At 67.6% G+C, this 25,470-nt stretch carries 22 protein-coding genes; 12 read left to right on the top strand and 10 right to left on the bottom strand.

What is annotated here, in order from left to right:
* The first annotated feature begins 3 nt into the window (after positions 1–3).
* The 8 genes from ACG00Y_RS20270 (at position 4) to ACG00Y_RS20235 (ending at position 11,747) form a co-directional block, all read left to right on the top strand.
* On the top strand, positions 4–1,857 hold the full coding sequence (locus ACG00Y_RS20270; protein ID WP_394481996.1) for a rhamnogalacturonan lyase: 1,854 nt from the start codon (positions 4–6) through the stop codon (positions 1,855–1,857).
* Entirely contained in the window at positions 1,854–2,846 is a 993-nt protein-coding gene (locus tag ACG00Y_RS20265) for a glycoside hydrolase family protein (protein ID WP_394481994.1), read from the top strand. The genes ACG00Y_RS20270 and ACG00Y_RS20265 overlap by 4 nt, the downstream gene beginning before the upstream one ends.
* A gap of 5 nt (positions 2,847–2,851) precedes the next feature.
* Entirely contained in the window at positions 2,852–5,278 is a 2,427-nt protein-coding gene (locus ACG00Y_RS20260; protein ID WP_394481993.1) for a glycosyl hydrolase 115 family protein, read from the top strand.
* A gap of 8 nt (positions 5,279–5,286) precedes the next feature.
* On the top strand, positions 5,287–7,275 hold the full coding sequence (locus ACG00Y_RS20255; protein ID WP_394481991.1) for a rhamnogalacturonan lyase: 1,989 nt from the start codon (positions 5,287–5,289) through the stop codon (positions 7,273–7,275).
* Positions 7,276–7,352: 77 nt separating this feature from the next.
* The gene (locus tag ACG00Y_RS20250) at positions 7,353–8,783 is read left to right on the top strand and encodes a nucleoside hydrolase-like domain-containing protein (protein WP_394481989.1); all 1,431 of its coding nucleotides are present in this window, start codon (positions 7,353–7,355) and stop codon (positions 8,781–8,783) included.
* Positions 8,780–9,772 (top strand): family 43 glycosylhydrolase, encoded by a 993-nt coding sequence (locus tag ACG00Y_RS20245; RefSeq protein ID WP_394481987.1) that lies wholly within the window; start codon positions 8,780–8,782, stop codon positions 9,770–9,772. The genes ACG00Y_RS20250 and ACG00Y_RS20245 overlap by 4 nt, the downstream gene beginning before the upstream one ends.
* Positions 9,773–9,829: 57 nt before the next feature.
* Positions 9,830–10,780 (top strand): hypothetical protein, encoded by a 951-nt coding sequence (locus ACG00Y_RS20240; protein WP_394481985.1) that lies wholly within the window; start codon positions 9,830–9,832, stop codon positions 10,778–10,780.
* A 109-nt stretch (positions 10,781–10,889) separates the two neighbouring features.
* Complete coding sequence (locus ACG00Y_RS20235; RefSeq protein WP_394481983.1) at positions 10,890–11,747, top strand: hypothetical protein; 858 nt, start codon at positions 10,890–10,892, stop codon at positions 11,745–11,747.
* Positions 11,748–12,427: 680 nt separating this feature from the next.
* Here the strand turns inward: ACG00Y_RS20235 and ACG00Y_RS20230 are convergent.
* Both ACG00Y_RS20230 and ACG00Y_RS20225 read right to left on the bottom strand, forming a co-directional pair.
* Positions 12,428–12,832, bottom strand: coding sequence for an ester cyclase (locus ACG00Y_RS20230; RefSeq protein WP_394481981.1), 405 nt, complete (start codon positions 12,830–12,832; stop codon positions 12,428–12,430).
* Positions 12,833–12,850: 18 nt separating this feature from the next.
* Positions 12,851–13,597, bottom strand: a complete 747-nt coding sequence (locus ACG00Y_RS20225) for a MipA/OmpV family protein (protein ID WP_394481979.1) — start codon at positions 13,595–13,597, stop codon at positions 12,851–12,853.
* Positions 13,598–13,732: 135 nt separating this feature from the next.
* On the opposite strand from ACG00Y_RS20225, the gene ACG00Y_RS20220 reads away from it, so the two are divergent.
* The 4 genes from ACG00Y_RS20220 (at position 13,733) to ACG00Y_RS20205 (ending at position 16,966) form a co-directional block, all read left to right on the top strand.
* Positions 13,733–14,407 (top strand): response regulator, encoded by a 675-nt coding sequence (locus tag ACG00Y_RS20220; RefSeq protein ID WP_394481977.1) that lies wholly within the window; start codon positions 13,733–13,735, stop codon positions 14,405–14,407.
* The gene (locus ACG00Y_RS20215) at positions 14,404–15,762 is read left to right on the top strand and encodes a sensor histidine kinase (protein WP_394481976.1); all 1,359 of its coding nucleotides are present in this window, start codon (positions 14,404–14,406) and stop codon (positions 15,760–15,762) included. The genes ACG00Y_RS20220 and ACG00Y_RS20215 overlap by 4 nt, the downstream gene beginning before the upstream one ends.
* A gap of 35 nt (positions 15,763–15,797) precedes the next feature.
* Positions 15,798–16,472 carry a DUF2306 domain-containing protein gene (locus tag ACG00Y_RS20210; protein WP_394481974.1) on the top strand — a complete coding sequence of 225 codons (675 nt, stop codon included), beginning with the start codon at positions 15,798–15,800 and terminating at the stop codon, positions 16,470–16,472.
* An 83-nt stretch (positions 16,473–16,555) separates the two neighbouring features.
* Entirely contained in the window at positions 16,556–16,966 is a 411-nt protein-coding gene (locus ACG00Y_RS20205) for a GFA family protein (protein ID WP_394481972.1), read from the top strand.
* A 702-nt stretch (positions 16,967–17,668) separates the two neighbouring features.
* Here the strand turns inward: ACG00Y_RS20205 and ACG00Y_RS20200 are convergent.
* The 8 genes from ACG00Y_RS20200 to ACG00Y_RS20165 form a co-directional block, all read right to left on the bottom strand.
* Positions 17,669–17,977 carry an addiction module antidote protein gene (locus ACG00Y_RS20200; protein WP_394481970.1) on the bottom strand — a complete coding sequence of 103 codons (309 nt, stop codon included), beginning with the start codon at positions 17,975–17,977 and terminating at the stop codon, positions 17,669–17,671.
* Positions 17,974–18,276: a type II toxin-antitoxin system RelE/ParE family toxin gene (locus ACG00Y_RS20195; RefSeq protein WP_394481968.1), complete on the bottom strand. Its 303-nt coding sequence runs from the start codon at positions 18,274–18,276 to the stop codon at positions 17,974–17,976. The genes ACG00Y_RS20200 and ACG00Y_RS20195 overlap by 4 nt, the downstream gene beginning before the upstream one ends.
* Positions 18,277–18,333: 57 nt before the next feature.
* Positions 18,334–19,704 (bottom strand): pectate lyase family protein, encoded by a 1,371-nt coding sequence (locus ACG00Y_RS20190; RefSeq protein WP_394481966.1) that lies wholly within the window; start codon positions 19,702–19,704, stop codon positions 18,334–18,336.
* A gap of 4 nt (positions 19,705–19,708) precedes the next feature.
* Entirely contained in the window at positions 19,709–21,295 is a 1,587-nt protein-coding gene (locus ACG00Y_RS20185) for a DUF5060 domain-containing protein (protein WP_394481964.1), read from the bottom strand.
* Positions 21,296–21,309: 14 nt separating this feature from the next.
* Positions 21,310–21,531, bottom strand: coding sequence for a hypothetical protein (locus ACG00Y_RS20180; RefSeq protein WP_394481962.1), 222 nt, complete (start codon positions 21,529–21,531; stop codon positions 21,310–21,312).
* A gap of 97 nt (positions 21,532–21,628) precedes the next feature.
* Positions 21,629–22,474, bottom strand: coding sequence for a hypothetical protein (locus tag ACG00Y_RS20175; RefSeq protein WP_394481960.1), 846 nt, complete (start codon positions 22,472–22,474; stop codon positions 21,629–21,631).
* Positions 22,475–22,683: 209 nt separating this feature from the next.
* Entirely contained in the window at positions 22,684–24,096 is a 1,413-nt protein-coding gene (locus ACG00Y_RS20170; protein WP_394481958.1) for a hypothetical protein, read from the bottom strand.
* Between the two features lie 1,000 nt (positions 24,097–25,096).
* The coding region (locus tag ACG00Y_RS20165; protein WP_394481956.1) for a transposase at positions 25,097–25,470 on the bottom strand (374 nt) is incomplete at its 5' end.

Below are 25,470 nucleotides of genomic sequence, written 5' to 3'. Positions count from 1 at the left end.
GCGATGACTGCATTGACTTCCTTCACTCGGCATCTGGCCTGCGGGCTGCTGCTCGCGGGCACCGCTGCCGCCCAGGCGGACACGCGCCAGGTCGAGAAGCTCGACCGCGGCGTCGTCGCGCTGTCGACCTCGTCCGGCGTCTTCGTCAGCTGGCGGCTGCTGGGCACCGAGCCGGCCGGCGTGCGCTTCAACGTCTACCGCGATGGCAAGCGCATCAACGGAGAACCGCAGGCGCTGACCAATCTGGTCGACGCGCAAGGTCGCGCCGACAGCCTGTACAGCGTGCGCGCCGTCGTCGCCGGGCGTGAGCAGGCCGCGCCCGCCGGCACGGCGCCCTTGAGCCAGCCTTATCTGCGCGTGCCGCTGCAAAAACCCGAGGGTGGCACCACGCCAGACGGCGTGGCCTACGCCTACCAGATGAACGACGGCGCACCCGCCGATCTGGACGGCGATGGCCAGTACGAACTGATCGTCAAATGGCAGCCCACGAACGCCAAGGACAACTCGCAGCGCGGCTACACCGGCCACACGCTGGTGGACGCCTACAAGCTGGACGGCACGCGGCTCTGGCGCATCGACCTCGGGCGCAACATCCGCGCCGGTGCCCACTACACCCACATGGTGGCCTACGACCTGGACGGCGACGGCCGTGCCGAGGTCATGTTGAAGACCGCTGACGGCACCGTCGATGGACAGGGCAAGGTGATCGGCGATGCCAAGGCCGACCACCGCAACGCCACGGGCTACATCCTGGCCGGGCCGGAGTGGATCACCGTGTTCAACGGCCTCACCGGCGCGGCCATGGCCACGGCCGACTACGACCCGCCGCGCGGTGGCCAGGGCGAGGCCTGGGGCGACGCCTACGGCAACCGCGTCGACCGCTTCCTGGCCGGCGTGGCCTACCTGGACGGCCAGCGGCCTAGCGCCGTGTTCTCGCGCGGCTATTACACCCGTGCCGTCATCGCCGCCTGGGACTGGCGCGACGGCAAGCTGACGAAGCGTTGGGTGTTCGACAGCGCCGCCGACGAGGCCAGCAAGCCGGCCGCAGGGCAGGGCGCGCATTCCTTCTCCGTGGCCGATGTGGACGGCGACGGTCGCGACGACATCGTCTATGGCGCCGCCACCATCGCCAGCACCGGCAAGCTGCTCTACAGCACCGGCCTGTGCCATGGCGACGCGCTGCACGTCAGCAACCACGACCCGGCGCGCGAAGGCCAGCAGGTCTTCATGGTGCACGAGAGCCCGCGCTGCTACGGCGAGCACGGCCTGGAGATGCATGACGCGGCCACAGGCAAGATCCTGTGGAGCATGTCCGGCAACAAGACCGACGTGGGCCGCGGCGTCTGCTTCGACATCGACGCCGCTCACCCCGGCGCCGAATGCTGGGGCAATGTTGGCGGCCTGATGAACGCCAGCGGCAAGCTCATCAGCGACAAGCACCCCAACCGCTACAACTTTGCCGCCTGGTGGGACGGCGACCTGCTGCGCGAATCGCTGGACCATGTCGCCATCGACAAGTGGAACCCGGCCGCCTTCAAGTTCGAGAACGTGCTGAACGGCAAGCAGTTCGGCGCTGCGTCCAACAACGGTACCAAGGGCAACCCGGTGCTGTCGGCCGACCTGTTCGGCGACTGGCGTGAGGAAGTGGTCTGGCGAAACGACGACAGCACCGCGCTGCTGGTGTTCTCCACGGCCATTCCGACCGAGCACCGCCTCGTCACGCTGATGCACGACCCGCAATACCGCGTGCAGGTCGCCGCGCAGAACACCGGCTACAACCAGCCGCCGCACACCAGCTACCACCTGGGCGCCGCGATGAAGGCGCCGCGCTACCTGCCCATCAAGGTCACGCCATGAAGCTGTTCGCCTCGTTGGCCCTGCTGCTGGCCCTCGCCGGCTGCGCGACGCCTGAACCCGCGCCGCGCCCGCTGTACCGCGACCCGGTGCTGGACGGCGCGGCCGACGTGTCGATGGTCTTCAACCGCAGCCTGAAGCGCTGGGAAATGTTCTACACGAACCGCCGCGCCACCATGCGGCTGGACGACCCCAAGGATGTCAGCTGGGTGCACGCGACGCCCATCGGCATCGCGACGACCCGCGACGGCAATCGGTGGGGCTTCGACAGCGAAGCGAAGTTCCCCGCCGAATGCACCGGCGTCACGCTGTGGGCGCCCGAGATCCAGGAGTTCGACGGCATCTACCACCTGTGGCTGACCATCGTTCCCGGTGTGCACAAGAGCTGGACCGGCGAGCGCCGCATCGAGCACCTGACCAGCACCGACCTGCGCACCTGGACCTGCGCGGGCCGCGTGGACCTGGGCTCGCCCAAGGTCATCGACGCGTCGGTCATCCGCGCGCCGCAAGGCGGTTATCGGATGTGGTTCAAGGACGAGCAGGGCGGCAGCAAGCTCAAGGTGGCCGACAGCCCCGACCTAAAGACCTGGACCGTGCGCGGGCCGGTGAGTCCACTGCCCGGCGAAGGCCCCACAGTTTTCCAGTTCGCCGGCAAATGGTGGCTGGTGGCTGACCTGTGGAAGGGCTTGCTGGTGCTGCGCTCCGACGATGCACTGAACTGGGAAGAACAACCCACGCGGCTGCTGGCCGGCGTGGGCCAGCACCCCACCGACCGCGCCAAGGGCCAGCACCCCGGCGTCACCGTCGTCGACGGCCGCGCCTACCTGTTCTATTTCACGCACCAGAGCGGCGAGCCCGAGGCCAAGACCGATGACCGTTGGCACCAGCGCACCGTCATCCAGGCGGCGGAGCTGAAGCTGGTGGATGGCTGGCTCACGGTCGACCGCGACGCACCGCCGCCCGACCTGCGTTCCGCATTCAAAGCCCGTTGACCACCATGCGCCAGCTTCTGACTACCCTGTTGCTGGCGCTTGCCGGCGCCGCCCATGCGGGCCTGGACGTCTCCACCCGCGCGACCGCGACCAGCCTGCCGCTGGACGGCGCCGTCATTGTCGGCAGCACCCACGCCGACCCGCTCGAAGCCTTCGTCGCGCAAGACCTGGCCGACGACCTGAAGCGCCTGGGCCTGCGCACCGCCGACAAGGGCGCTGTGCAGATCTGGGTCGGCACCGCCGGCCGCCACGCGCAGATCGATGCGCTGGCCGACCAGCTCGACCTCGCCAAACTCAAAGACTGCTGGGAGTGCTTCCGCATTGCCGTGCTGCGCAACCCCGCGCCGGGCGTCAAACAGGCACTCGTCATCGCCGGCGCCGACCGCCGAGGCACGGCCTATGGCGTCTACACGCTGAGCCAGGCGCTGGGCGTGTCGCCCTGGGTCTGGTGGGCCGACCTCGCGCCCGTGAAGCGCGGCCCGCTGCATGTCAGCGTTAGCAAACCGCTGCATGACGGTCCCGCCGTGAAGTACCGCGGCCTCTTCATCAACGACGAGGACTGGGGCCTGCAGCCCTGGGCTGCCAACACCTTCGAGCCCGAGGCCCGCAACATCGGCCCGCGCACCTACGAGCAGGTCTTCCGCCTGCTGCTGCGCCTGAAGGCCAACACGCTGTGGCCGGCCATGCACCAGGTGTCACGCGCCTTCAACGACAACCCGCGCAATGCCGAGCTGGCGCAGCGCTACGGCATCGTCATGGGGTCATCGCATGCCGAGCCCATGCTGCGCAACAACGTGTCCGAGTGGAAGGCGCCGCACGCGCAGTACAACTACGCGACCAACGCCGCCCAGGTGCGCGACTACTGGGCCGAGCGCCTGAAGACGAACGGCCGCTACGAGAGCCTGTTCACGCTGGGCATGCGCGGCATCCACGACTCCGGCATGCAGGGCGGCGGCACCGTGGCCGAGAAACAGGCGCTGCTGAACGGCCTGATCGCCGACCAGCGCGAACTGATCAAGCAGCACGTGGGTGACCCCGCCAAGACGCCGCAGATCTTCGTGCCCTACAAGGAAGTGCTGCCGCTGCTGCCCGGCCTGGCGGTGCCGGACGACGTGACGATGGTGTGGGTGGACGACAACTTCGGCTACATCCGCCAGTTCCCCGATGCCGCTCAGTCAAAACGTTCGGGCGGCTCCGGCATCTACTACCACCTCAGCTATCTCGGCGCGCCGCTGTCCTACCTGTGGCTGGACACGACACCGCCGGCGCTGGTGGCCGAGGAGATGGGCCGGGCCTTCGACGCCGGTGCGCGCCAGTTCTGGGTCGTCAACGCGGGCGACATCAAGCCGCACGAGGTCAACCTCAGCCACTGGTTCGACCTGGCCTGGAACCCTGCCGCCGTGCGCGCGCAGGGGCAGCAGGCTTACCTGCGGCAATTGGCGCAACGTCTGTTCGACGCCGAAGAGATCGCATCGATCTGGGACGGCTACTTCCGCGTCAACTTCGAGCGCCGCCCCGAGCACCTGCAGTTCCACCTGGCCGGCGAACGCATGCGCCGCAGCGGCATGGCGCTGCCGGCCGTGCAGCAGCGGCTGAGCCGCTTCGCTGCGCTGCTGGCCGCGCTGGACGCCGTGCGCCCGCGCATCGCCGCCGCGCAGCAGCCCGCCTTCTTCCAGCTCGTCGAATACCCGCTGCGCGCCTCGGCGCTGGCCAACGAGCGCTTCTTCGCACTGGAGCGCTACGCCACCACGCTGGAGCGCGACCCCGCCGCTGCGCGCGCCTTCGCGGCGCAGGCCGTGCGCGCCGACCAGCGCCTCAAGGCCTTGACCGCCCGCTACAACGGCGGCCGCTGGGCCGGCATCCTGGCCGAGGAGCCGGCTGATGGGCTGTGGACCAGCTACCGACAGCTCGCGCCGCTGCTGCCCGCGCCCGGCCTGGGCGGCAGCGCGCCCGATGCGCTGCACGACCTGGCCCAGGCGATGGCCGACCTCGCGCCGCTGCCGCTGGCGGAGCCCATCGCACCGGCGCTGCGCGTCACCGCGAGCGCCGCCTGGCGCCGCGTGCCCGGCCTCGGTCGTGACGACGGCGTGCTGGCCGCGCGCCAGCCCGGCGCCACGCTGGATATCGCCGCACCTGGCACCGCCACCGGCCCCAGCTGCCTGCGCGTGTACGTGCTGCCCAGCTACACCGCCACCCCGGGCGAAGCCTGGGCCGCCGATGTGCTGGTGGACGGCCAGGCGCTGCCGCTGCGCTGGCCGCGCGGCCAGCAGGACGCCGCCTGGGCCCAGGGCGTGCTGGCCAACCGCCTGCCGGCGTCGGTCACGCTGCCGGAACGCAGCGGGCCGCTAAGTGTCCAACTGCGCGCACAGCAGCGCGACCTGATGTTTGACGGCGCCGAGCTGCTGCCCGGCGCGTGCAAGACCAACCCATGAGGCTGACCATGACCAAGACATTCAAGGACCGCTGGCCCCAGGCCGTGCTGCTGAGCGCGGCGACGCTAGTACTTGCCACGACCGCCGCTGCCGCGCCGCGCTGGATGGAGGCGCTGGACCGCGGCGCCGTCGCCGTGCCGGCCGCAGCGGGCGGCGTGCTCGTCAGCTGGCGCCTGCTGGCCAGCGACGTGCCCAAGACCGCCTTCGACATCTACCGCGACGGCAGCAAGCTCAATGCGCAGCCGCTCGGCGGCGCCACGAACTTCGTCGACAAGGCCGGCACGCCGCAGTCCACCTACGTCATCAAGACCCGCGTCGACGGCAACGAGGTCGAGGCCAGCCAGCCGGTCAAGGTCTGGGAGCAGGGCTATCTCAGCCTGCCCATCCAGCAGCCCGAGGGCGGCGTCACGCCGACGGGCGAGGCTTACACCTACTCCGCCCACGAGGCCAGCGTGGCCGACCTGGACGGCGACGGCCGCTACGAGATCGTCCTGAAATGGGACCCGAGCAACGCCAAGGACAACGCCTTCCACGGCTACACGGGCCCGGTGATCCTCGACGCCTACACGCTGGACGGCCAGCGCCTGTGGCGCATCGACCTCGGCCGCAACATCCGCGCCGGCGCGCACTACACGCAGTTCCAGGTCTTCGACTACGACGGTGACGGCCGCGCCGAACTGGCCGTGCGTACCAGCGACGGCACGGTCGACGGCACCGGCCGGGTGCTGGGCGACGCCAAGGCCGACTGGCGCGAGCCCGGCGGCGAGGTGCCGTCGGCCGACCGCACCGGCGGCAAGCCGCAGCCCGACGGCACGCTGGTCGCGCCGCTGCAGGGCCGCATCCTGAAGGGCCCGGAGTTCCTGACCGTCTTCGACGGCCTGACCGGCAAGGCGCTGGCCAGCGAACCCTACTGGCCGGCCCGCGACCCGCGCACCGATGCGCCGACCGCCGCGCAGATGAAGGAAGTCTGGGACGACGGCTACGCCAACCGCTCCGACCGCTTCCTCGCCGGCACCGCCTATCTGGACGGCGAGCGCCCCAGCATCGTCATGGCTCGCGGCTACTACGGCCGCACGGCGCTGGCCGCCTGGGACTGGCGTGACGGCAAGCTGACCCGGCGCTGGGCCTTCGACAGCGCCGAGCCGGGCAATGCCGCGTTCGGCGGCCAAGGCAACCACCAGTTCAGCGTGGCCGACGTGGACGGCGACGGCAAGGACGAGATCGTCTACGGCGCCATGGCCATCGACGACAACGGCAAGGGGCTGTGGAGTGCCGGCCTGCTGCACGGCGACGCGATGGCCGTCGGCGACCTGGACCTTTCCAACCCGGGCCTGGAGAAGTTCGGCGCCCACGAGGTGGTGAAACACAACGGCGGCATTGGCTCCGCGATGCTCGACGCGCGCACGGGCAAGCTGCTGTGGAGCACACCCGCCGACAAGGACACCGGCCGCGGCGTCGCCGCCGACATCGACCCGCGCTTCCCAGGCGCCGAGGCCTGGGCCAGCAACCAGGACGTGCTCTACACCGCGCAGGGCAAGCCCATCGAGGGCGTCAAGAGGCCCCGGGAGATGAGCTTCCTGGTCTGGTGGGACGGCGACGAGCTGCGCGAGCTGTTCGACCGCAACAGGATCACCAAATGGGACTGGCTGGCCGGCAGGTCGACCACGCTGCTGGAGGCGCCCGGTGTGGTGCACAGCGCCGGCACGAAGAATGTGCCGGCTGTGTCGGCCGACCTGCTGGGCGACTGGCGCGAGGAGGTCGTCTGGCGCACGCCCGACGAGAAGTTCCTGCGCATCTACACGACGCCGCACGCCACCGAGAGGCGCCTCGTCACGCTGATGCACGACGCCCAGTACCGCGTCGCCATCGCCTGGCAGAACACGGCCTACAACCAGCCGCCCTACCCGAGCTTCTACCTGGGCGACGGCATGAAGGAGCCGGCAGTGCCGCAGGTCGTCGTTCGCGGGCTCAAGCCGGCAGCTGCGGGAAAGAAGTGATCGCGGGACGGTGGGCGGCGGGTTAGCGTCGCCCACCCGCTTGCGCACCCGTTGCTGGCCGCCACTGAGGTTCATCGATGAATTTGCTCCGCCTTCTTGCGCTCCTTGCCATGATCTGCAGCCTCGGCGCCCACGCTGCTGCGTTGGACAAGCCCCGCGTCTTCGTGCTCACCGACATCGAGAACGAGCCGGATGACGCGCAGTCGCTGGTGCGGTTCCTGACCTACGCCAACCACTTCGACATCGAGGGCCTGGTCGCCACCACCTCCGTGCACCAGCCGCGCAAGACAGCGGCCTGGCGGCTGCGCGAGATCGTCGCGGCGTATGGGCAGGTGCAGCCCAACCTGCTGCTGCACGAGCCGGGCTACCCGAGCGCGCAGCAACTGCTGGCCGTCATCACCGAAGGCCGCGCCGACTACGGCATGCAGGCCGTGGGTGAGGGCATGGACTCGGCCGGCTCCGACGCGCTGATTGCCGCCGCCGACCGCGCCGATCCGCGCCCGCTGTGGGTGCCCGTCTGGGGCGGGCCCAACGTGCTGGCCCAGGCGCTGTGGAAGGTGCGCGCCACGCGCACGCCCGCGGCGGTGGAGCAGTTCGTCGCCAGGCTGCGCGTCTACACCATCTCCGACCAGGACGACTCCGGCCCCTGGATACGCAAGACCTTCCCGTCCTTGTTCTACATCGCCAGCCCCGGCATGCACGCGGGCGGCGCCTACCACTACGCGACCTGGGCGGCCATGGGCGGCGACCACTTCCACGGCCGCTTCGTCGGCGCGGACCCGACGCTGGTGGACAACGCCTGGCTGGACCGCCACATCCGCCGCAACAAGGGGCCGCTGGGGGCGCAGTACCCGCACATCGAGTACATGATGGAAGGCGATACGCCCAGCTTCCTGGGCTTGATCGACAACGGCCTCAATGTGCCCGAGCGTCCCGACTGGGGCGGCTGGGGCGGGCGCTATGAGCTGTACACGCCGCGCAAGCAGAAGTGGCACCTGGCCGCCGAGACCCGGCCGATGTGGACCGACGCCGTGGACGAGGTGCGCGGCGCCGACGGCCGCTGGCACACCAGCAACCACGCCACGCTGTGGCGCTGGCGCGCCGCCGTGCAGAACGACTTCGCCGCGCGCATGGACTGGACCACCAAGCCCTATGCCCAGGCCAACCACCCGCCGGTGGTGAAGCTCTCCCATGCCGATCGGTTGACGGCCAGGCGTGGTGAGACGGTGAGGCTGAGCGCCGCCGGTTCCAGCGACCCCGATGGCCAGGCGCTGTCCTACGAATGGTTCTACTACGGCGAGGCCGGCACCGTGGTGATCAGCACCGGGCGGTCGGGCCAGCCCATCGAGATCAACGGCTTCGACCAGCGCGAGGCATCGTTCGTCGTGCCGCGGCACCCGGGCCTGTCGCCGGACCAGGCGACGCTGCACATCGTCCTGGCCGTGACCGACCACGGCTCGCCTCGCCTGACGCGTTACCGCCGCGTCATCATCAACGTCCAGCCATGAAGATCGTTGCCCTTCTTCTCGCCGTGCTGCTCGCCACCTCGGCGCAAGCGCAGAACCCGCTCAAGCTCGGCAAGGACCTGCGCACCGCCGACCCCTCCGGCCACGTCTGGAAGGACGGCCGCATGTGGCTCTACACCTCGCACGACGAGGAATGCCAGGCCGACTTCCACATGAAGGATTGGTATGCCTTCTCGTCCACCGACCTGGTCAACTGGACCAACCACGGCGCCGTGCTGTCGGTGAAGGATCTCACCTGGGCCGACGACTACGCCTGGGCGCCCGACGCGGCCTACAAGAACGGCAAGTACTACCTCGTCTTCCCCGCCGGCACCGGCATCAAGGACCGGCAGAACCCCAAGAACAGCACCAAGTGGATGGGCATCGGCATCGCCGAGAGCGACAACCCTGCCGGCCCCTTCAAGGACATGATCGGCGCGCCGCTGTGGCGCAAGCCTTACGCCAACGACCCGGTGCTGTTCGTCGACGACGACGACCGCGCCTACCTCTACAGCCGCACCTCGGGCGTGAACTACCTTGTCGCCGAGATGGCCGACGACATGCGCGGCTTGAAAACTGAGCTGCAGAAGATGGACATGGGCGGCTACGAGCCGCCGATGGAGGGGCCGTGGGTGTTCAAGCGCAAGGGCCTGTACTACTTCACGATGCCCGAGCACAACCGCATCCTGACCTACTACACGGCCACCTCGCCCAAGGGGCCGTGGAAGTACCAGGGCGTCATCATGGAGCAGGAGAACAACGCCAACAACCACCACTCCATCGTTGAGTACAAGGGGCAGTGGGTGTTGTTCTATCACCGCTGGCTGGACACACCCGGTGCCGCCTGCAACAAGAAACAGCGGCACGTGACGGCCGAGTACCTGCACTTCAACGACGACGGCACGATCAGGAAGGTCGAGCGGACCGACGCGGGCGTGGGTGATTTTCCCCGTCGGGCAAGACCTGGCACCACGCCCGGCGTGACAAAGTAGTCCACCTCATGCGCGGGCCTCGCCCGCATCGTTCCTGAGCGCAAAGGACTCGTCACGATGAAGCCCGTTGTTGGACGCCTTGCCTGGCTGGCGGCCATTGCCGGCGTTGGTGCCTTGGCCTTTGTGCTGAGTGGCCGGCGTGGTGATGAGGCCGCGGTGCCGCAGCAGGCGGCCGCCTTGCCGGCGCCTGCGCCGCTGGCTGCGGCGGGTGCCCAGGCCGAGCCGGCCAGTGCCGCCCAAGCTGTGCCGGCCTCAGCGCCTGTACTGACGGCGGCGGTGCCCGCATCGGCCGTGCTGCGCCGCCCGCCTGCAGATGTTTCCCGCCGCCAGCGCGACATCCAGCTCGCCGTCAGCAGCGACCAGCGTGGCAAGGCGGGCGAGGCGGCCAAGCACATCCAGACCTGCATGGCGGCAGAGCGCAACGCCGAGCAGCGGCGCCAGCGACTGGAGAGCATCTTGCAGAAGGAGAAGGCCCCGGAGGCTGTGGCGAACGTGTTGCGCGCCGGCCATGACGAGCTGCTTGCCTCCTGCCAGGCTGTAGACGCGGCCGCCCGCGCCCAGTTGGTGCCTTTGCTTCGCCGCAGCCTGGCCGAGGGCGACAAGGGTGCGGCTGCGGGGCTGGTACGAGCGTTGGGAAAGGACTTCAACCTGGCGGATGAGCCCGGCGTCCTGCCTGCACTGCGCCGCGACGCATGGGACTGCGATCGCAGCTCGCAGGGCGCGCTGGACGTCCTGGCGCGCCGGGATTCGAAACTGTTGACTCCTAACGAGATCGGCGCCTTGCGCGATCAACTACGACTTGAGCGCGGCCAGAGTTTGGAGGCAGCGATCCGGGCCGAGGCAGACCCGAAGCGCAAGGCCATCCTGGAGCAACTGAAGGCCAGCTACCAACCACCGCCCGAGGCCGACCCTGCCGAAGTGGCGCGGATCTCGGCCGAGATCCAGAGCCGCTGCGAAGCTGCGCGAGCCACCCTCCCCGGTGGCGGGCGTCCGGGCGTGCCCGGCTGAGGGAGCGACGCCTTGAACCCGTACGAACCGATCAACAGCCTCTCCAAACAGAGGCGATGAAAGCGCCGAGGATGCCCGGCGTGCAGGCTCATTGCCCGAGTTGAACGCCATGACCCTGAAACGGCTTCTCTTCCTGCTGGTGGGCTTGTGCGTTCTGGCGCTGGCGGTGAAGTGGCAGCGCGACGATGTTCCGCCCGAGCAGGCATCGCCGTCGCCGGCGCCCGTGGCGCAGGTTCCGCCGGCATCGTCACCACCCCTTGCACCGCCCGTTGAAGCCGCGCGGCCGAATGCAGCAGCCTCAGCGGTCGCCGAATCCCGCCCGCCGATGGACGCGTCGCGCCTGCAGCGGGAGATCCAGATGGCCGTCAGCAGCCAGGAGCGCGGCAAGGCCGGCGAGGCGGCGCGGCACATCCTGCGCTGCCTCGACGCCGAGGGTTGGGCTGCAGCGTTCCCGCATGGTTCTGTGGACCGATCCAAGTTCGAGCGCGACTGGGTGGCCGCCAAGGAGCGGATGCTGCCCGCGTGCCAGGCCGTGGATGCGGCGTCGCGCGCCCAACTCGTGCCGCTGCTGCGCCGCAGCGTCTCCGAGGGCGACAAGGGCGCGGCGGCGAAGCTGGCCCTGGCGATGGTGCGGGAGTTCAAGCCGGCGGCCGAGCCTGCCGTCATGGCTGCTTTGCGCCGCGACGCCTGGGACTGTGACCAACAATCGGTGAGCCGCCTCTTCTTTCTGGCCCACCAGCATGCACAAATCCTGACACCCAATGAACTCGGCGCGTTGCGCGCGCAATGGTTTGAGCAGGTCCGCGTCGAACACGAGGCGGCACTGCGAAAGTCACTGGACGGCGCTCAGCTCAAAGCGGCAATGGCGGGGATGCAGGCTGGGCTCGAACCACCGCCCGGTGCCGACACCACCGAGGTTGCCCGCATGGCGGCCGATATCCAGAGCCGCTGCAAGACCGAGCGCTGAGGCTCGGCTGCTCAGCCTCGATAGCCATGCAATGAGCCTATGGCGGTGTCACGACCTGGCTGCCTGTGGCTTGACGCGTGAGGCCCAGCCGGGAGTTCGCCCCGGCGGGCGACCTACTTTTTGCGCCGCCAAAAAGCAGGCAAAAAGCTCTCCCCTGCAAAACCGCCCGCCTGAAGGCGGGTTCCCTGCGCTGTCCGAATTCCAGGGGCCGCGCTGAACTCGCGCCGCTACGCTCTGCTCAAACAGTCATCGCGGAGTCAGTTCTTGAAGCGTGCTTCGCACGCCCCCTGGAATTCGGCCATCACAGGCGGTTTAGAAGGGGAGGTACCGAACAGCCAACACCAACTCCAACAGCCACGCCCGAAAGCCGTTCGCCACGAGGTATTCCTCTTGCCCCCTTTAGCACCGCCGGGAAACGCAAGATCCAAAGCCCGCGCGCGCAGCGCGCATCAAGAACTGACTCGCGACGCCTGTTTGAGCAGAGCGTAGCGACGCGAGTTCGGCGCGGGGCTTTGGATCTTGCGTTTCTCGGGAACCCCGCAGGGGCGGTGCGGTCGGGGGTCGTTTCTTTGCCTACTTTCTTGTCGACACAAGAAAGTAGGTCGCCCGCGGGGGCGAACTCCCCGCATGGGCCTGGTCGTAAAGCCAAAGCCAGGAGAAACAACGCCCTGGTCCGACGCTCACCCCTTGCGCGCCAACAAAAGCCGTTCGGCCAGATCCGTCACCACCCACTCCTCCGCGATCAGCCCGCGCTCGAAGCGGCTGACCACCATGTCGCGCCACACCAGCTCCTTGCCGCTGGCCGGGAAGCCCTTGAACGCACCGGCCTGCGTGCCGCGGCAGGTGCGCAGCCAGGCGATGCGGCCGTCGCCTTCCACGAGGATCTCCACGTCCACCCGCAGCTCCGGCACCGCGCGGCGCAGGGCCTCCATGACGCCGGCCACCGCGTCGTGCCCCTTCATCGTCTGGCCCGACACATGGGCCACATAGCCCGGCGCGAAGAAATCGGCAATCGCCTCGCGCCGGCCCTGTTCGAGTACGGCTTCGGTGGCTCGGCGGAGGTGGGCGGGCCAGGTCGTCGTCATGGCGTGAATCTAGGCGACTCAGAACCGGTACAGCCATCCCGCGAACATGCTGGCCTGGTAGCGGCGCTCCACCAGCGGGCTCTTCTCCACCGCGCTGCCGAGCATCCGGCCCGACACGTCCAGGAACAGCATCTCGTTGCTGCCCGTCGCATAGGTGAAGCGCAAGCCGCCTTCCGTCTGGGTGGCCGACCTGCCCAGGTAGACGGGCCGGCCGGCCATGGCCTCGTGGGGCTTCACGCCGAAGTAGTAGTCCACGTACTCCTTGTCCACGCCGCGCACGCCCAGGCGGGGCGTGACGGCCAGGTCGCCGAAGTCGAAGCGCTTCTCGTACTCCAGCGAGACGATGCGGCCCTTGCTGTTGCTGGTCGCGTCGCCCAGCACCTCCAGCGACAGCTCGCCCATGCCGGTGTCCCAGATGGCTGCTGCACCCAGCCACAGGCCCTCCTTGCGGCGGTCCATGCCGCGCAGGAAGTCCGAGTCCTTGGCCTTGTAGCCGTCGAAACCGAAGCGCCCGGTCAGGCGGTACTTCACCGAGCCGGTGCTGCCCAGCTTCAGGCCGACGCTGGGCAGCGCGACGGACACCCACTCGTTTTCGTAGATCAGCAGCGGCAGCACACGGGCCTTGGTGTCCACGCCGCGGTAGGGCTCCAGCGTGGCGCCGGCGCCAATGCCGGCGATGGTCAGCGAGTCGGGAGGACCGTTCTGGGCCAGGGCCGGCGAGGCGATCAGCAGCGCGGCGACGAGGCGGAGGGCGTGGGCTTGCATGGACAACTTTCTCGGGTGGGGATGGAACGCCGCGCAGACTAGGAGGCGCGAATTAGCGCCGGCTTAGGGAAGTACGGCGGGCGGTCACAGGCCATCCTCACAGTGGCTTAAGTCAGCGTCGTTAAGCTGCCGCGCATGCGCGCACTGCTGGTGGAAGACGACGAGATGATCGGCACGAGCCTGACCCAGGCGCTGGCCCGCGCCGGCTGGTCGGTGGACTGGGTGCGCGACGGCGAGCCTGCCCGCGCGGCGCTGGCCGATGGCGGCTATGCCTGCGTGCTGCTGGACCTGGGCCTGCCCCGGCTGGACGGCCTCTCCCTGCTGCGCCAGCTGCGTGCCAGGGGCGAGCTGACGCCGGTGCTGGTGCTGACGGCGCGCGACGGCGTGGAGGACCGCATCGCCGGCCTGGACCTGGGCGCCGACGACTACCTCGTCAAGCCCTTCGAGTTCGGCGAGCTGCAGGCGCGCATGCGGGCGCTGTTGCGCCGCGCCAGCGGCGCCGCCCAGTCGCTGCTAGGCGCGGGCGCGGCGCTGCAACTGGACCTGAACACCCGCGAGGCCTTGCGCGGCGGTCAGCGCGAGACGCTGACGGCACGCGAGTTCGCGCTGCTGCGCGCGCTGCTGGAGCGCCCCGGCGCCATCCTGTCGCGTGAGCAGCTGGAGCAGCGCATCTACGGCTGGGGCGAGGAGGTGGGCAGCAACATGATCGACGTGCTCATCCACGGCATGCGCCGCAAGTTCGGGGCGGACGCCATCCGCAACGTGCGCGGGCTGGGCTGGCGGGTGGCGCTGGTGGATACCGCCGCATGACAGTGCCTGGCAAGTGGTTCTGGCGCTGGCCCAGCTCGCTGCGCGGCCAGCTCGTGCTGTGCCTGCTGCCGCTGCACCTGCTGACGACGGCCGTGCTCGCCTGGGCCTTCGCTCGCAACTACGGCGAGACCGTTGCCCACTTCATGGACGGCCAGATGCTGGCACTGGCGCAGTCCAACGTGGCGCGCAGCTGCGCCAGCCTGGACCAGCCCCTGCCGCAGCTGGACGGCGAGGCGGTGCACGAGGGCGGCGAGTTCGTCGTGCAGGTCTGGTGCGTGCAAGACCCGGCACGCCGGCTCAGCGCGATGCCGGCCGCCGACGTGCCGTTGCAGCCCACGCCGGGCTGGCACCGCGCGACCGCCGCCGGTGCGGACTGGCTGGTCTACACCGCGCCCGACACGGGCGGCGAGGTGCGTGTGCAGGTGCTGCAGAGCGGCAGCTTTCGGCTGCAGGAGGTGGGTGGCCGCACGGTCTTTGCCAGCCTGGTGGGCCTGTTGCTGCTGCCGGTGTCGCTGGCGGTACTGGCCCTGGTGGTGGGGCGCGCGTCGCAGCGGCTGGAGCATGCCGCGCAGCAGCTGGCGCGCCGCGATGAGCACAGCGCGGCAGGCGCCGACCTGGCCGTGCCGCGCGAGATGGCGCCGCTGGTGCAGGCCTTCGAGGGGCTGCTGCAGCGCTTGCGTGGCGCGTTGCTGTCGCAACGCCGCTTCGTGCAGGACGCGGCCCACGAGCTGCGCACGCCGCTGACGGCGCTCAACCTGCAGCTGGAGAACCTGCGCCCGCACATGGCGGGCGCCGAGGCCGAGTTCGCCCAGCTGCAGCAGGGCATGCGGCGGGCCGAGCACCTGGTGGACCAGATGCTGAGCCTGTCGCGCCAGGAAGCGGCGCGCGCGACCGGCCCCGCCACCCGCCTGGACCTGCGCGCCGTGCTGCGCGCGAGCGTTGGCCAGGCGATGGCGGCGGCGGACCGGCGCGGCATCGAGGTCGGCGTCGTCGACGACCTTGACGGCCCGCTGCTGCTGGACGCCGTCGAGGGCGACCTGCGCAGCCTGTTCGACAACCTCGTCGACAACGCGCTGCGCCACACGCCGGCGGGCGGCGAGGTTGAGCTGCGGCTGGCGGCGGGCGAGGGCGGGGCGCGCTGGGTGGATGTGGTGGACAGCGGCCCCGGCCTGCCGGAGGCCATGCGCGAGCGCGTCTTCGACCGCTTCTTCCGCATGCCCGACGCGCCTGCGGGCGGCAGCGGCCTGGGCCTGGCCATCGCGAGGCAGGCGGGGCTGCGGCATGGGCTGCGCATCGAGCTGCGCGGGCGGCAGGACGGGCTCAGCGGTCTCGTCGCGCGAGTTCACCTGCCCTAAGTTCCAACTCATTCATGCCGCCTAGATTGAGCGGCATGAACACCGCACACCGCTCCTCCCTCGCCCGCCGGCTCGGCTTCGCGCTGCTGCTGTTGACGGCCCTCGTCATCGGCCTGGCGGCGCTGCGCTACGCGCTGCCGGGCCAGCCCTTCGCGCCACCGCTGCCCAACCTCGCGACGCAGCGCGAGCTGCTGGTGCTGCACGCGGTGTGCGGCGGTCTGGCGCTGATGCTGGGGCCCTGGCAGTTCGTCACGCGGCTTCGCGAGCGGCGGCCGCAGTTGCATCGCGCCCTCGGCTGGGGCTATGCGAGCAGCCTGCTGGTGGGCGGGCTGACGGCGCTGCCGCTGGCCCTGCAGGCGGACGGCGGGCCGTGGGGCCGGCTGGGCTTCGGGCTGCTGGGCCTGCTGTGGTTGGTGACCACGGCCATCGCCCTCGTCCACATCCGCGCCCGCCGCGTGGCCGCGCACCGGCGCTGGATGCTGCGCAGCTTCGCGCTGACGGCCGCTGGCATCACGCTGCGCCTGCAGATCTTCGCCGGCTCGGCCTTCAACGTGCCGGTGGAAGCCTTCTACACGGCGCTGGCCTGGACCTCCTGGCTGCCGCAGGCGCTGTGGCTGGAATGGTGGCTGTGGCGCAGCGCGCCTGCGGCACCGCAGCCGCGAACGGTGACGGACGAGCTCTGGCCGGACACGCAGTTGGATGGGCGCTGAGCCTGCGGGCACACCTGCTGCCAGATCCCGGCAGAAGCGGCGCAAGAATCCGCGCACCTGTCCAGCGTCCCGGAGATCCTTCCATGCAAGCTCACTGCCTGTGCGGCGCCGTCCGCTTCACATCGCCTGATACCCGAGAGATCGGTGCCTGCCATTGCGGCTTCTGCCGGCGCTGGGGTGGCGGCCCGCTGCTGGCCGTGCATTGCGGCGCTGACGTCCAGTTCACGGGCCAGGAGCACATCAGCGTCTACGCCTCGTCGGAGTGGGCCGAGCGCGCCTTCTGCAGACACTGCGGCACGCATCTTTTCTACAAGCTGCTCGCGACGGGCGAGTACTTTGTGCCGGCCGGTGTCTTCGAGTCGGACGACTTCGCACTGACCAGCCAGATCTATGTCGACAACAAGCCCGGCTACTACGACTTCGCTAACGAGACGACCATGCTGACGGAGCAGCAGTTCCTGGCGCAGTTCGCGCCGCCGGGCGAGGGCGGTTGAGCCTGCGGCGTTGGTGTTTGATCGAGCGGCGGGTTGCGGCCCGGTCGGCGCTTGATTGGGTGCTTTTGCGGAGAGCGTGTTTGCCCGGGAGATTGCCGGGAGTCCCCCCCGGCAGCGGGGTAACTTTCTTCTGCGGGGCCAGAAGAAAGTCACCAAAGAAGAGGCCCTGAACCGCACACCAGCACCACATGCACGAGCTGCGCCGTGCGACAGCCGCTCGGTGAGCGGGACGATGCGACCCGCTTCGCTCTCGCTGCTGACCTTGTCACGTGCATCACTCATCGCATCACCTGCCCGCTCAACGCGCGGCTGCACGCCGTGCTCACGAGGAAGACCGAAGACAGCGTCGCTCGGGCGACGCGATGGCTGCGCAACATCCACCGGGGCGTCGCCCCGGCGACGCTGCATCGGCATTCCCTGGCGAGCCCGGCGTGCAGCCGGCGTTAACGGGCGTGAAGTGGCGATGGATGGCGCTCTTCACAGGGACACAGCGAGAGCGCAGCGGGTCGCGTCTTCCCGAAACGATGGTGAGCGTTTTCGCGCGCTGCTCTGGGCGGAGTCGGGATGGAATGCGGTTCAGCGCCTCTTCTTTGGTGACTTTCTTCTGGCGCCGCAGAAGAAAGTTACCCCGCTGCCGGGCGGGACTCCCGGCAATGCGTCGAGTCAACAAGGTGCCCCGCAAAGGCAACCCAAGCAAGCGCCCTACACCGCCGATGCGTGCAGCTTGACCCCCAAGGCCTTCGCGACCTTCAGCACCGTGGCAAAGCTCGGGTTCCCGCCCGCGCCCAAGGCCCGGTACAGGCTTTCGCGGCTCAGGCCGGCATCCTTGGCCACCTGGGTCATGCCCTTGGCCCGCGCGATGTCGCCCAGTGCCTTGGCAATACCGGCCGCGTCGTCGGGCGCTTCCTCAAGCCAGGCGTCCAGATAGGCCGCCATTTCCTCCGGCGTGCGCAGGTGCTCCGCCACGTCGTATGACGAGGTCTTGGTCACCTTGGTCTTGCTGCTCGTCATGAGGGCTGCTCCTTGAAGTTCCTGGCCAGTTGGAGGGCGAGCGCAATGTCCTTCTGTTGCGTTGCCTTGTCGCCGCCGATCAGCAGCAACAAGAGGCGCTCTCCACGCTGCGTGTAGTAGACGCGGTAGCCCGGACCTACATCGACCTTGAGTTCCGACACCCCATCCGTCAGGTCCCGGTGCTGTCCGGGGTTCCCTTCAATCAGGCGCGCCACCCGCACGAGGATTCGCGCCCGGCCCGCACGGTCTTTCAGGCCGTCGATCCAGTCGCGGTACTCGTCGGTCTTCTCTACCCGCATCGGTCGACTGTAGCCTAAACGATACGATTCGCGGCGTGGCGTGATCTGCCCGTTGCCCTACATGAGGTGCGCCACCAACCCGTTCAGATAGCGCTCCAGGTTCGTGTATCCCGTCGCCGCATCGACCCGCGCCGCGTCCGCCCCGTCGCGCGGGTTCAGCCCCTGCCCAACCTCCCACGCATCCGGCATGCCATCCCCATCGCTGTCCAGCGGCGCGGGCTTGGATTGCAGCACCGGCCAACCGCCCACCTCGCTCTGGCTGTTGATGAGCTTGCCGCGCCGCTGCCGCACGTCGTCGATGTGGCGCTGGTCCACCGCGTCGCGCACCAGCGAGGCGCCGACGCCGGCCAGCACGCGGTCCAGCGTCTTGTCTGGCGCGTCGACCGTGATGGGCGCGAAGGGCAGCGGCGCCGCCAGCTTGTAGCCCTCGGGCAGGCCGCCCGGCAGGTGCTTGGCGTGCGCGCGCACCAGCGTCCACGGGTCGGCGGGCACCTGGCCGTCCATGCTGTTGCCGGCGAAGAAGGCGCGCGAGCCGGGGTTGCTTTCCTCGAAGGCGAACTTGCCCCTGGAGGTGGGCCCGGTCAGGTAGACGTTGCCGACGAAGTTGTAGCTGGTGCGCTCACCGCCACGGTCCAGGTTGTAGCCGGCGCGCTCGGTGGCCCAGTTGTAGAAGACGTTGGCGCGCAGGTCGTAGAAGCCGCCCAGCGGGTCGGCCTCGGGCTTGAGGTAGTTGCCCGGTCGGGGCATGCGGTCCTGGTGATGGGCCCAGAGGTTGTGGTGCATGGACAGCCGCGTGCCGTGCGCGCCGCGCAGCAGGCTGCCGAAGCCGTGGCAGGCGCCTTTCTTGGCGGTGTTGCAGTTCAGAGATTCGCCAATGAGGCTCCACTGCACCGTGACGTGCTGGTAGGCCGGCCGGCCCAGGTCCGGGCGGGTCACCGTGACGGACAGCGACTCGTCGCTGGACCAGCTGGTGGACACATGGTCCAGGATGATGCGCTGGCCCGAGCCCACGGTGATGGCGTCGGCGTCCACGTCGGCGGCGTCACCCAGGCGGGAGCGGATGAAGCGCACCACCACGTCGTCGGCATCGATCATCAGCGGCTGGTCGCGCAGCGTGATGCCGTCGCCGGGGGCGGTCTGGCCGGCGATGGTGATGCGGCCATGCTTGATCTCCAGCGGCGTCTTCAGCGCGATGGTGCCGGACACGGCGAACACGACGGTGCGCGGGCCGGTCGCCGCGACGGCGGCGCGCAGCGAGCCGGGGCCGCTGTCGGCCAGCGTCGTCACGTAGATCGCGCGGCCGCCGCGCCCGCCGAGCGAGATGGCGCCTTCGCCCTCGGCGCCGGGGAAGGCGGGTGGCGTCGGCTGCGCAGTTGCAGCGCAGGTGGCGAGTACCAGGGTGGCTGTGAAGGCAGTGGTGGTTCGCATGGCTTCAATCATCGTGGGCAGGCCGGGCGCCGGGGCCGGCGGGCGTGTCCAGCGCGGTCAGGCGTAGCGCGATGCCGGGCTTGCCGGGCAGCTTGATGGCGTTGGGCGCCACGAAGTCATAGCGACCCTGCGGCTTGAACTGCAGCGGCTCCTTGACGGGCGAGACCGTCATCGCCCAGGTGTCGATGATCTCCGCCTTGAAGCGCTGGCCGTCGCGCAGGCCGGTGAGGTAGAGCTTCGGCAGCCATTCCGTCGGCGCGCGGTCACCGAAGTAGACGAGGTAGTAACGCCCGGGCTGGCCGGCGATGAAGAGGTCGTCGAAGGCGTCGATGGGGTCGATGCCCTCGGCCGGCGCGGCGTCGAGGATCTTGCGCAGGAAGGCCAGCCGCGGCGGGCTCTCGCCGCGTAGGGCGACGCCTTGCGCCAGCCAGATCAGGCCCTCTGCATCGGGGATGAACTCGCTGTGCCCGCCGTAGCTGCCGGCGATGGTGGTGGCCCAGAAGGCGTGCACCATCTGCTGCCCGCTCAGCTGCGCCCAGCGGCGGTCATGGCGGCCTTCGTATTTCAGCTCGTCGAAGATCACCGGCTTGCGCCAGGCCTCGCGGAACAGCACCGCCCGGCTGGCCTCGGTGGCGGCCATGCCGTGCTGCATGCTGACGTGCGTGATCCAGTCCTCGGCATGGTTGTAGATGCGTTTGCCGTTGTGGATGGAGCGCAGGTGGCCGTAGGGGTCCCAGCGCTGCAGCAGCCGGCCCAGGTGGGCCCAGTCTTCGTCGGTCTTGGTGCGGATGAAATCGAACTCGTTGGCCAGCGACCACCAGACGTTGCGATAGGCCGCCAGCCGCGCGACGACATAGCGCGCATAGCGGTCGTCCTGCTCGCGCGTCATCGTCGCGAAGCCCCATTCGCGCTTGTCGTCGTAGGGGTGGTGCAGGATGAGGTCGGCCTCGATGCCGAGGTCGCGCAACTGGCCCACGCGCTGCTCCAGGTGGCGGAAGAAGGCGGGGTTGAAGCGGGCGAAATCCCAGTTGGCTGGCGGGGTTCCTGCGAATGGCCAGTGTTCTGGCGGGTGCTTGTCGATGCCGGCCGTCTGCGGAAACACCAGCATGCGCACCTTGTTGAAGGGCGCCGTCGCCAGCGTCTTCAAGGTCTGCTCCTCCAGCGCGTTGCCGCGATGGGCCCAGCTGTACATCGTGGTGCCGACCGGCTTGTACGGCGTGCCGTCCGCGTAGCCGAAATGGTGCTGGTGGCGCACGCCCACCGGCCCGTGGTTGCCGGGCTTGGGCGGGGTGGCGGTGAACTCGCCCTGCTTGTTGGTCAGCGGCCAGCGGTTGCTGTGCGTGACCCAGGTCCAGCGGCCTGGGCGCGGCGGCATGAAGCGAACGCGGTAGGCGCCGTCGCCGTCGTAGAAGCCGTCGACCTCCACCGTCTGCGCGCCGTTGCTGAAGCGGGCCGTGAGCTGCACGTCGACAAACGGGTTGCCGTCGGCAGGGCCCTTCAGCTCGACCTCGAAAACGCCCCATTGCTCCGCCGCGTGCGCCGCGACGCTGCACAACGCCAGCAGCAGGCAGGCCAGGACTCTTCTCAGCATGTTTCGAGCCTTCTTCAGTGTCCGATGGATTCGAAGAACCACCGGATGACCATCACCGCGATGCCGGTCCAGACCAGCCACAGGTAGGCCTTGGCCTGGCGGTTGCCTGCCTTGGCATGACGGCGAATCTCCGAGTAGGAGAGCTGGAAGCCGGGAATGCGGGCGCGCATCCAGAAGAGGCAGCCGATGGCGCCGCCCATCAACAGGAGAAACAGCGCGAAGAGGAGGGCGTTCATGGAGATCTGCATAGGTGCGATGCTGGCTACAGGGCTGGCTCAGTCAGGATCAGCGGCGCCGGCGCTGGTTGGTCACGGGGGCAGCGGTCCGCACCTGCTACGGCGCGGCCTGCTCCGCCACGCTGCGCCACGCCGCCATCGTGCGCGCCGTGCGGCTGGGCGGCTCGGGTGCACGCTCGGGAATGAGCTGGGCCGTGGTCGAGGTGACCCGGGCCAGGAAGGGCAGCGCGAACAGCAGCGGCAGCACCATCAGCCGCAGCGCCTCGGTCGTGGCCGGTTGCACCTCCATCGGCAACGCCGCCGAGGACGGCAGCGTGTGCACCTGCTGAGCGAGTTGCAGCGTGACGGCGTTGTGCCAGTCGGCGTTCACGCCGCTCAGGGCGCAGCGCTGGCGCTGGCCGAGGTGAAAGGCCGGCGGGTCACCCTTGGCCAGGCGCTGGCGCAGCGCGGCTTGCAGCTCGGTGTGCAGCGAGGCGAAGAAGGCGTGGGCCTCCAGCGCGGACTGGCGCGCTGCCACGTCGGCGCGCAGGGCGCCGACGCGCGGGTCCGCCGCGTCCATGTCGCCGAACGTCTTCAAGCGTCGTACCCGGTCGTGCAGTTCCCAGAGCTGGATGCGAAAGCTGCGCTCCGCATCGGTCACGTCGTGCCCGGCGATGTATTCGAAGGCGTCATGCGCCTCCACCGCGCAGCGGGCCAGCGCGCTCATGGACGGCACGTCCTGCAGGTCCTTGGCGGTCCGGTCGCCCGACTCGGCCGCCAGGCTGCGCAGCGCGGCGCAGTGCGCCACCAGCTTGATGAAGATCAGCCCGCCGTAGGCTGCTTGCGCAGACGGGGCGACAAAGCCGGCCAGCGCGGCCGACATGGCCTTGGCGTGCTCCAGCACGGCGTCGAATTCGCGGACCCGGGCCTTGTAGTCGCCCCAGGTGTTGATGGTTTCCAGCATGCTTGATTCGTTGGTGACAAGCGTGCGAGGTTAGGCGAAGTTTCGGCTGCGGATCAGTGCTCGGTCTTGCTGGCCTCGACTCGTCCGCCGCCGGCTTGCTGCCGGGCCGAGATCAGCAGGTCCAGCATGCCCTCGGGGCGAGGGGCGGGCCGCGTTTGTCGGCGGCCCCAAACCCTTCTGGCTTGAGTCCAGCCTCGTTCAGCGGTGCCCTAAACATCGATTGCGTATTCAAGCGGCCGCTTCGCTATAGGCGCAATGACCGACGGGCTTTCACTGGCAACGGTAGTGTTGAACTGGCTCAGGGCTTGAATCAGTTGGGCGGTCTGCAATTCGGTCGTGCCGGCCAATGGGGCTGCCGTCAGTTGCTCCAGGGGCGGCATGCTCTCGAGTGGCAAGTCCTCCAGCTCAGTACCGGCGGCGCGCATCGAGCTTCCCAACGAGAGAAACCAACTTGGCGGTGCGGCACTGGCCCAATTCGGTCCGTTGAGGCCAGCAGCGTCCGCAAACGCGGCGCGCTGGGCGACCATGCCTGGGTTGACATAGACGTCGTGGTACTCGTCTGCGAAAAGCTGGCCGCAAACGAAGATCGTGTACCTGATCTTGCTGCCTTCGCTCCAGTAGATCGGGGGAACGATGATTCTCGAACTGAAGCCCCCAACGAAGTGCAACTCGCCATTGACATAGACCCTGGCTTCAATCGCCGGGTCAGGGACGTCCAGATCGGGAAGGTCTAGCGCGAGATCCGCTGGGCTGGGAAAGAAGTCGTCGCCTACAGGCGGGCCGTCTGGCCAGACATCCTCGTCTCCGTCTCCGTCTCCTTCTCCTTCTCCTTCTCCTTCTCCTTCTCCTTCTCCTTCATCGCTTCCCTCGTCACCATACCAGCCGGAGCCATCTTCTGCATAGTAGTCGGCATAGTCATCCCATTGATCGTTGAAGTCTTCGAGTTCGGAAAATGGCTCAGTATTTCCGTCACCATGCCACTCTGCGACATAGTCATCGTAGTAGGCCGCTGCGCCATCTGGAGATATTTCCTCCGACTTTGGAGGCATGATGGGCGGAGGCGGTGGGAATTCCCGCGTGTCTTTATATACTTCTTGAAAATACTTGCTAACCAATTTTTCTACGACAAGAACGACAGCTGGATTGTCTCTGATGTGCGATGCAAGTTGTTTGGCTAGTTCATTTTTGTATTCTGGCGAATCGCTGTTTCCTACGTTGGCGGCGGCTGTCATCATCGCCTGAACAGCTTGGTCCGAGGTTACATATCCCGGCGGGAATGTGCTGGGTGAAGCAATTCCAATTGCTATGGCAACTGTTCTTGCTTCATTATTCACCATGGCCGCCACCATGGCGTGGTAGTCACCTGACTGCATGGCCGCTTTTGTCTCGACCATGTACTGGTTGTAGGTAAAAAGATGGGTCAACTCATGAGTTGCGGCACCAACCAAGCTATTTCCGGAGGCTAAAGAATTTATGTATACCGTATTCGTTGTTCGATCGATGCGCGAAGGTCCATCCGTGTACGAGTAGTTCAGATTTGGGTGCGCGGCCATTACTGATTCAATAAATCTCTCCGAAGTAGTTCCTTTGACTGCATCGATAATGTCTTCTTTTGTCCCCATGCTGCCCTCTTAGTTAGGTGAGATGATGGCGAGTGTCACATTGGAAATTGACTGTGTTGAACCTTTTGTCTGGCCAAAGGAAATGGTCCTCAGTAGGTTGCCTCGCCAAGTGATTAGTGCGTCCCTATTGATGTACGTGTGCTCAGGCGGGAGTGTTTTTTTATATTCCCACGTTGGAAAATATTGCACTTTAATTTGTTCTGTGGATAGAGTGACCGGCGCTTCGAGTTCAAAAACAATTCTTAGGCGAATAGTGTCCCCAAGAAGATTTTTGAAAGTCTTTCTATCTATGTGCGCTGTCTGTTTGTGTGCGCTGTTTTTGCAGTGATTGACGTCGGATTTTTGGTTGTTGCAAACATACCCCCTGGATGTCAAATATTGCAAAGCCCGTTGAGGACATTCTTCTCCGCAGCCCTCAATAAAAGCCAAGGTGGCTACATCTTCAAAGATTGGTATCTCAGCGGAAGCGGACTGCCATAACAAGGTGGTCCATAATACCAGTACAAGCGAGCGAACTGATTTTGAAGCTTTACTTGACGTGCTGAGTGTATTGTTGGTTAAGAGGTTTTTCGGGGCGTCCTTGTGGGCTAGATTTTGCTGGGGAAATGGATTTGATATGTTAGGGGGTATGAATTTTATAGACTTGTTGATAGTTGAAAAAATGATCAATTGAAATCCTTTCTTGATCGCGGGAGTTGATCTTCATTGTTGATAAATATAACAATTTAGTTCACAAATGCGTGCTCTGGGTGCGCAAAAAGTCTACTAATATTCGCCGCCACTTCTTTAAGCCTTCCAAAGCCTGGCGCTGCAATGTCCGCAACTAATATTTGTCTGTGTGGCCCTGCTTGGTAAACCGCCTTGATTGATTTGGTCACGTGAATGCTATTTGAAGTGAGGGCGCAGAACGTTGTGGAGATCTACGTTATCGATGAATAGGTTTTTGGGGTATTTTGGGTTGCCATAATGAGTCGGACCTGCAAAATTCCGAATCGCCGATTCAAGCTGCTGCGACGAGCCCGTTGGGCCAGCGGCGCAGCAGCGACGGGAGCGCTTGTCGGGCTTGGGGATGACGCTGTGGCATCGCCTTGGCGCGCAAGTGCGCCGCCAAGCCGTTGAGCAGGGTCGCCCATAGGGCCATCAGGCCCAAAAAAACATGCTTCAGCCCGCTGACGCTGAACTGGCGCAGCAGCGCCCGCATCAGCCAGCGGATGTTGAAGCCGGCCGCGCACAGCACCGCGTGCAGTGCGTCGCCCTCGCTGCCCTTGAGCCAGCAGCGCTGCATGCCGTGGTCCTGCTTGGTGTGCCCGATCAGCGGCTCGATCGCTTGGCGCCGCTTGAGCCAGCGCTTTTGCTCCTGGCTGAGTGACTTGT

Source organism: Pelomonas parva, assembly GCF_043555835.1.
In the GTDB taxonomy this organism is placed as follows: Bacteria; Pseudomonadota; Gammaproteobacteria; order Burkholderiales; family Burkholderiaceae_C; genus Pelomonas; species Pelomonas parva.
The sequence above is the reverse complement of the archived record's forward strand: the minus strand, read 5'-3'. Positions and strand labels throughout refer to the sequence as shown.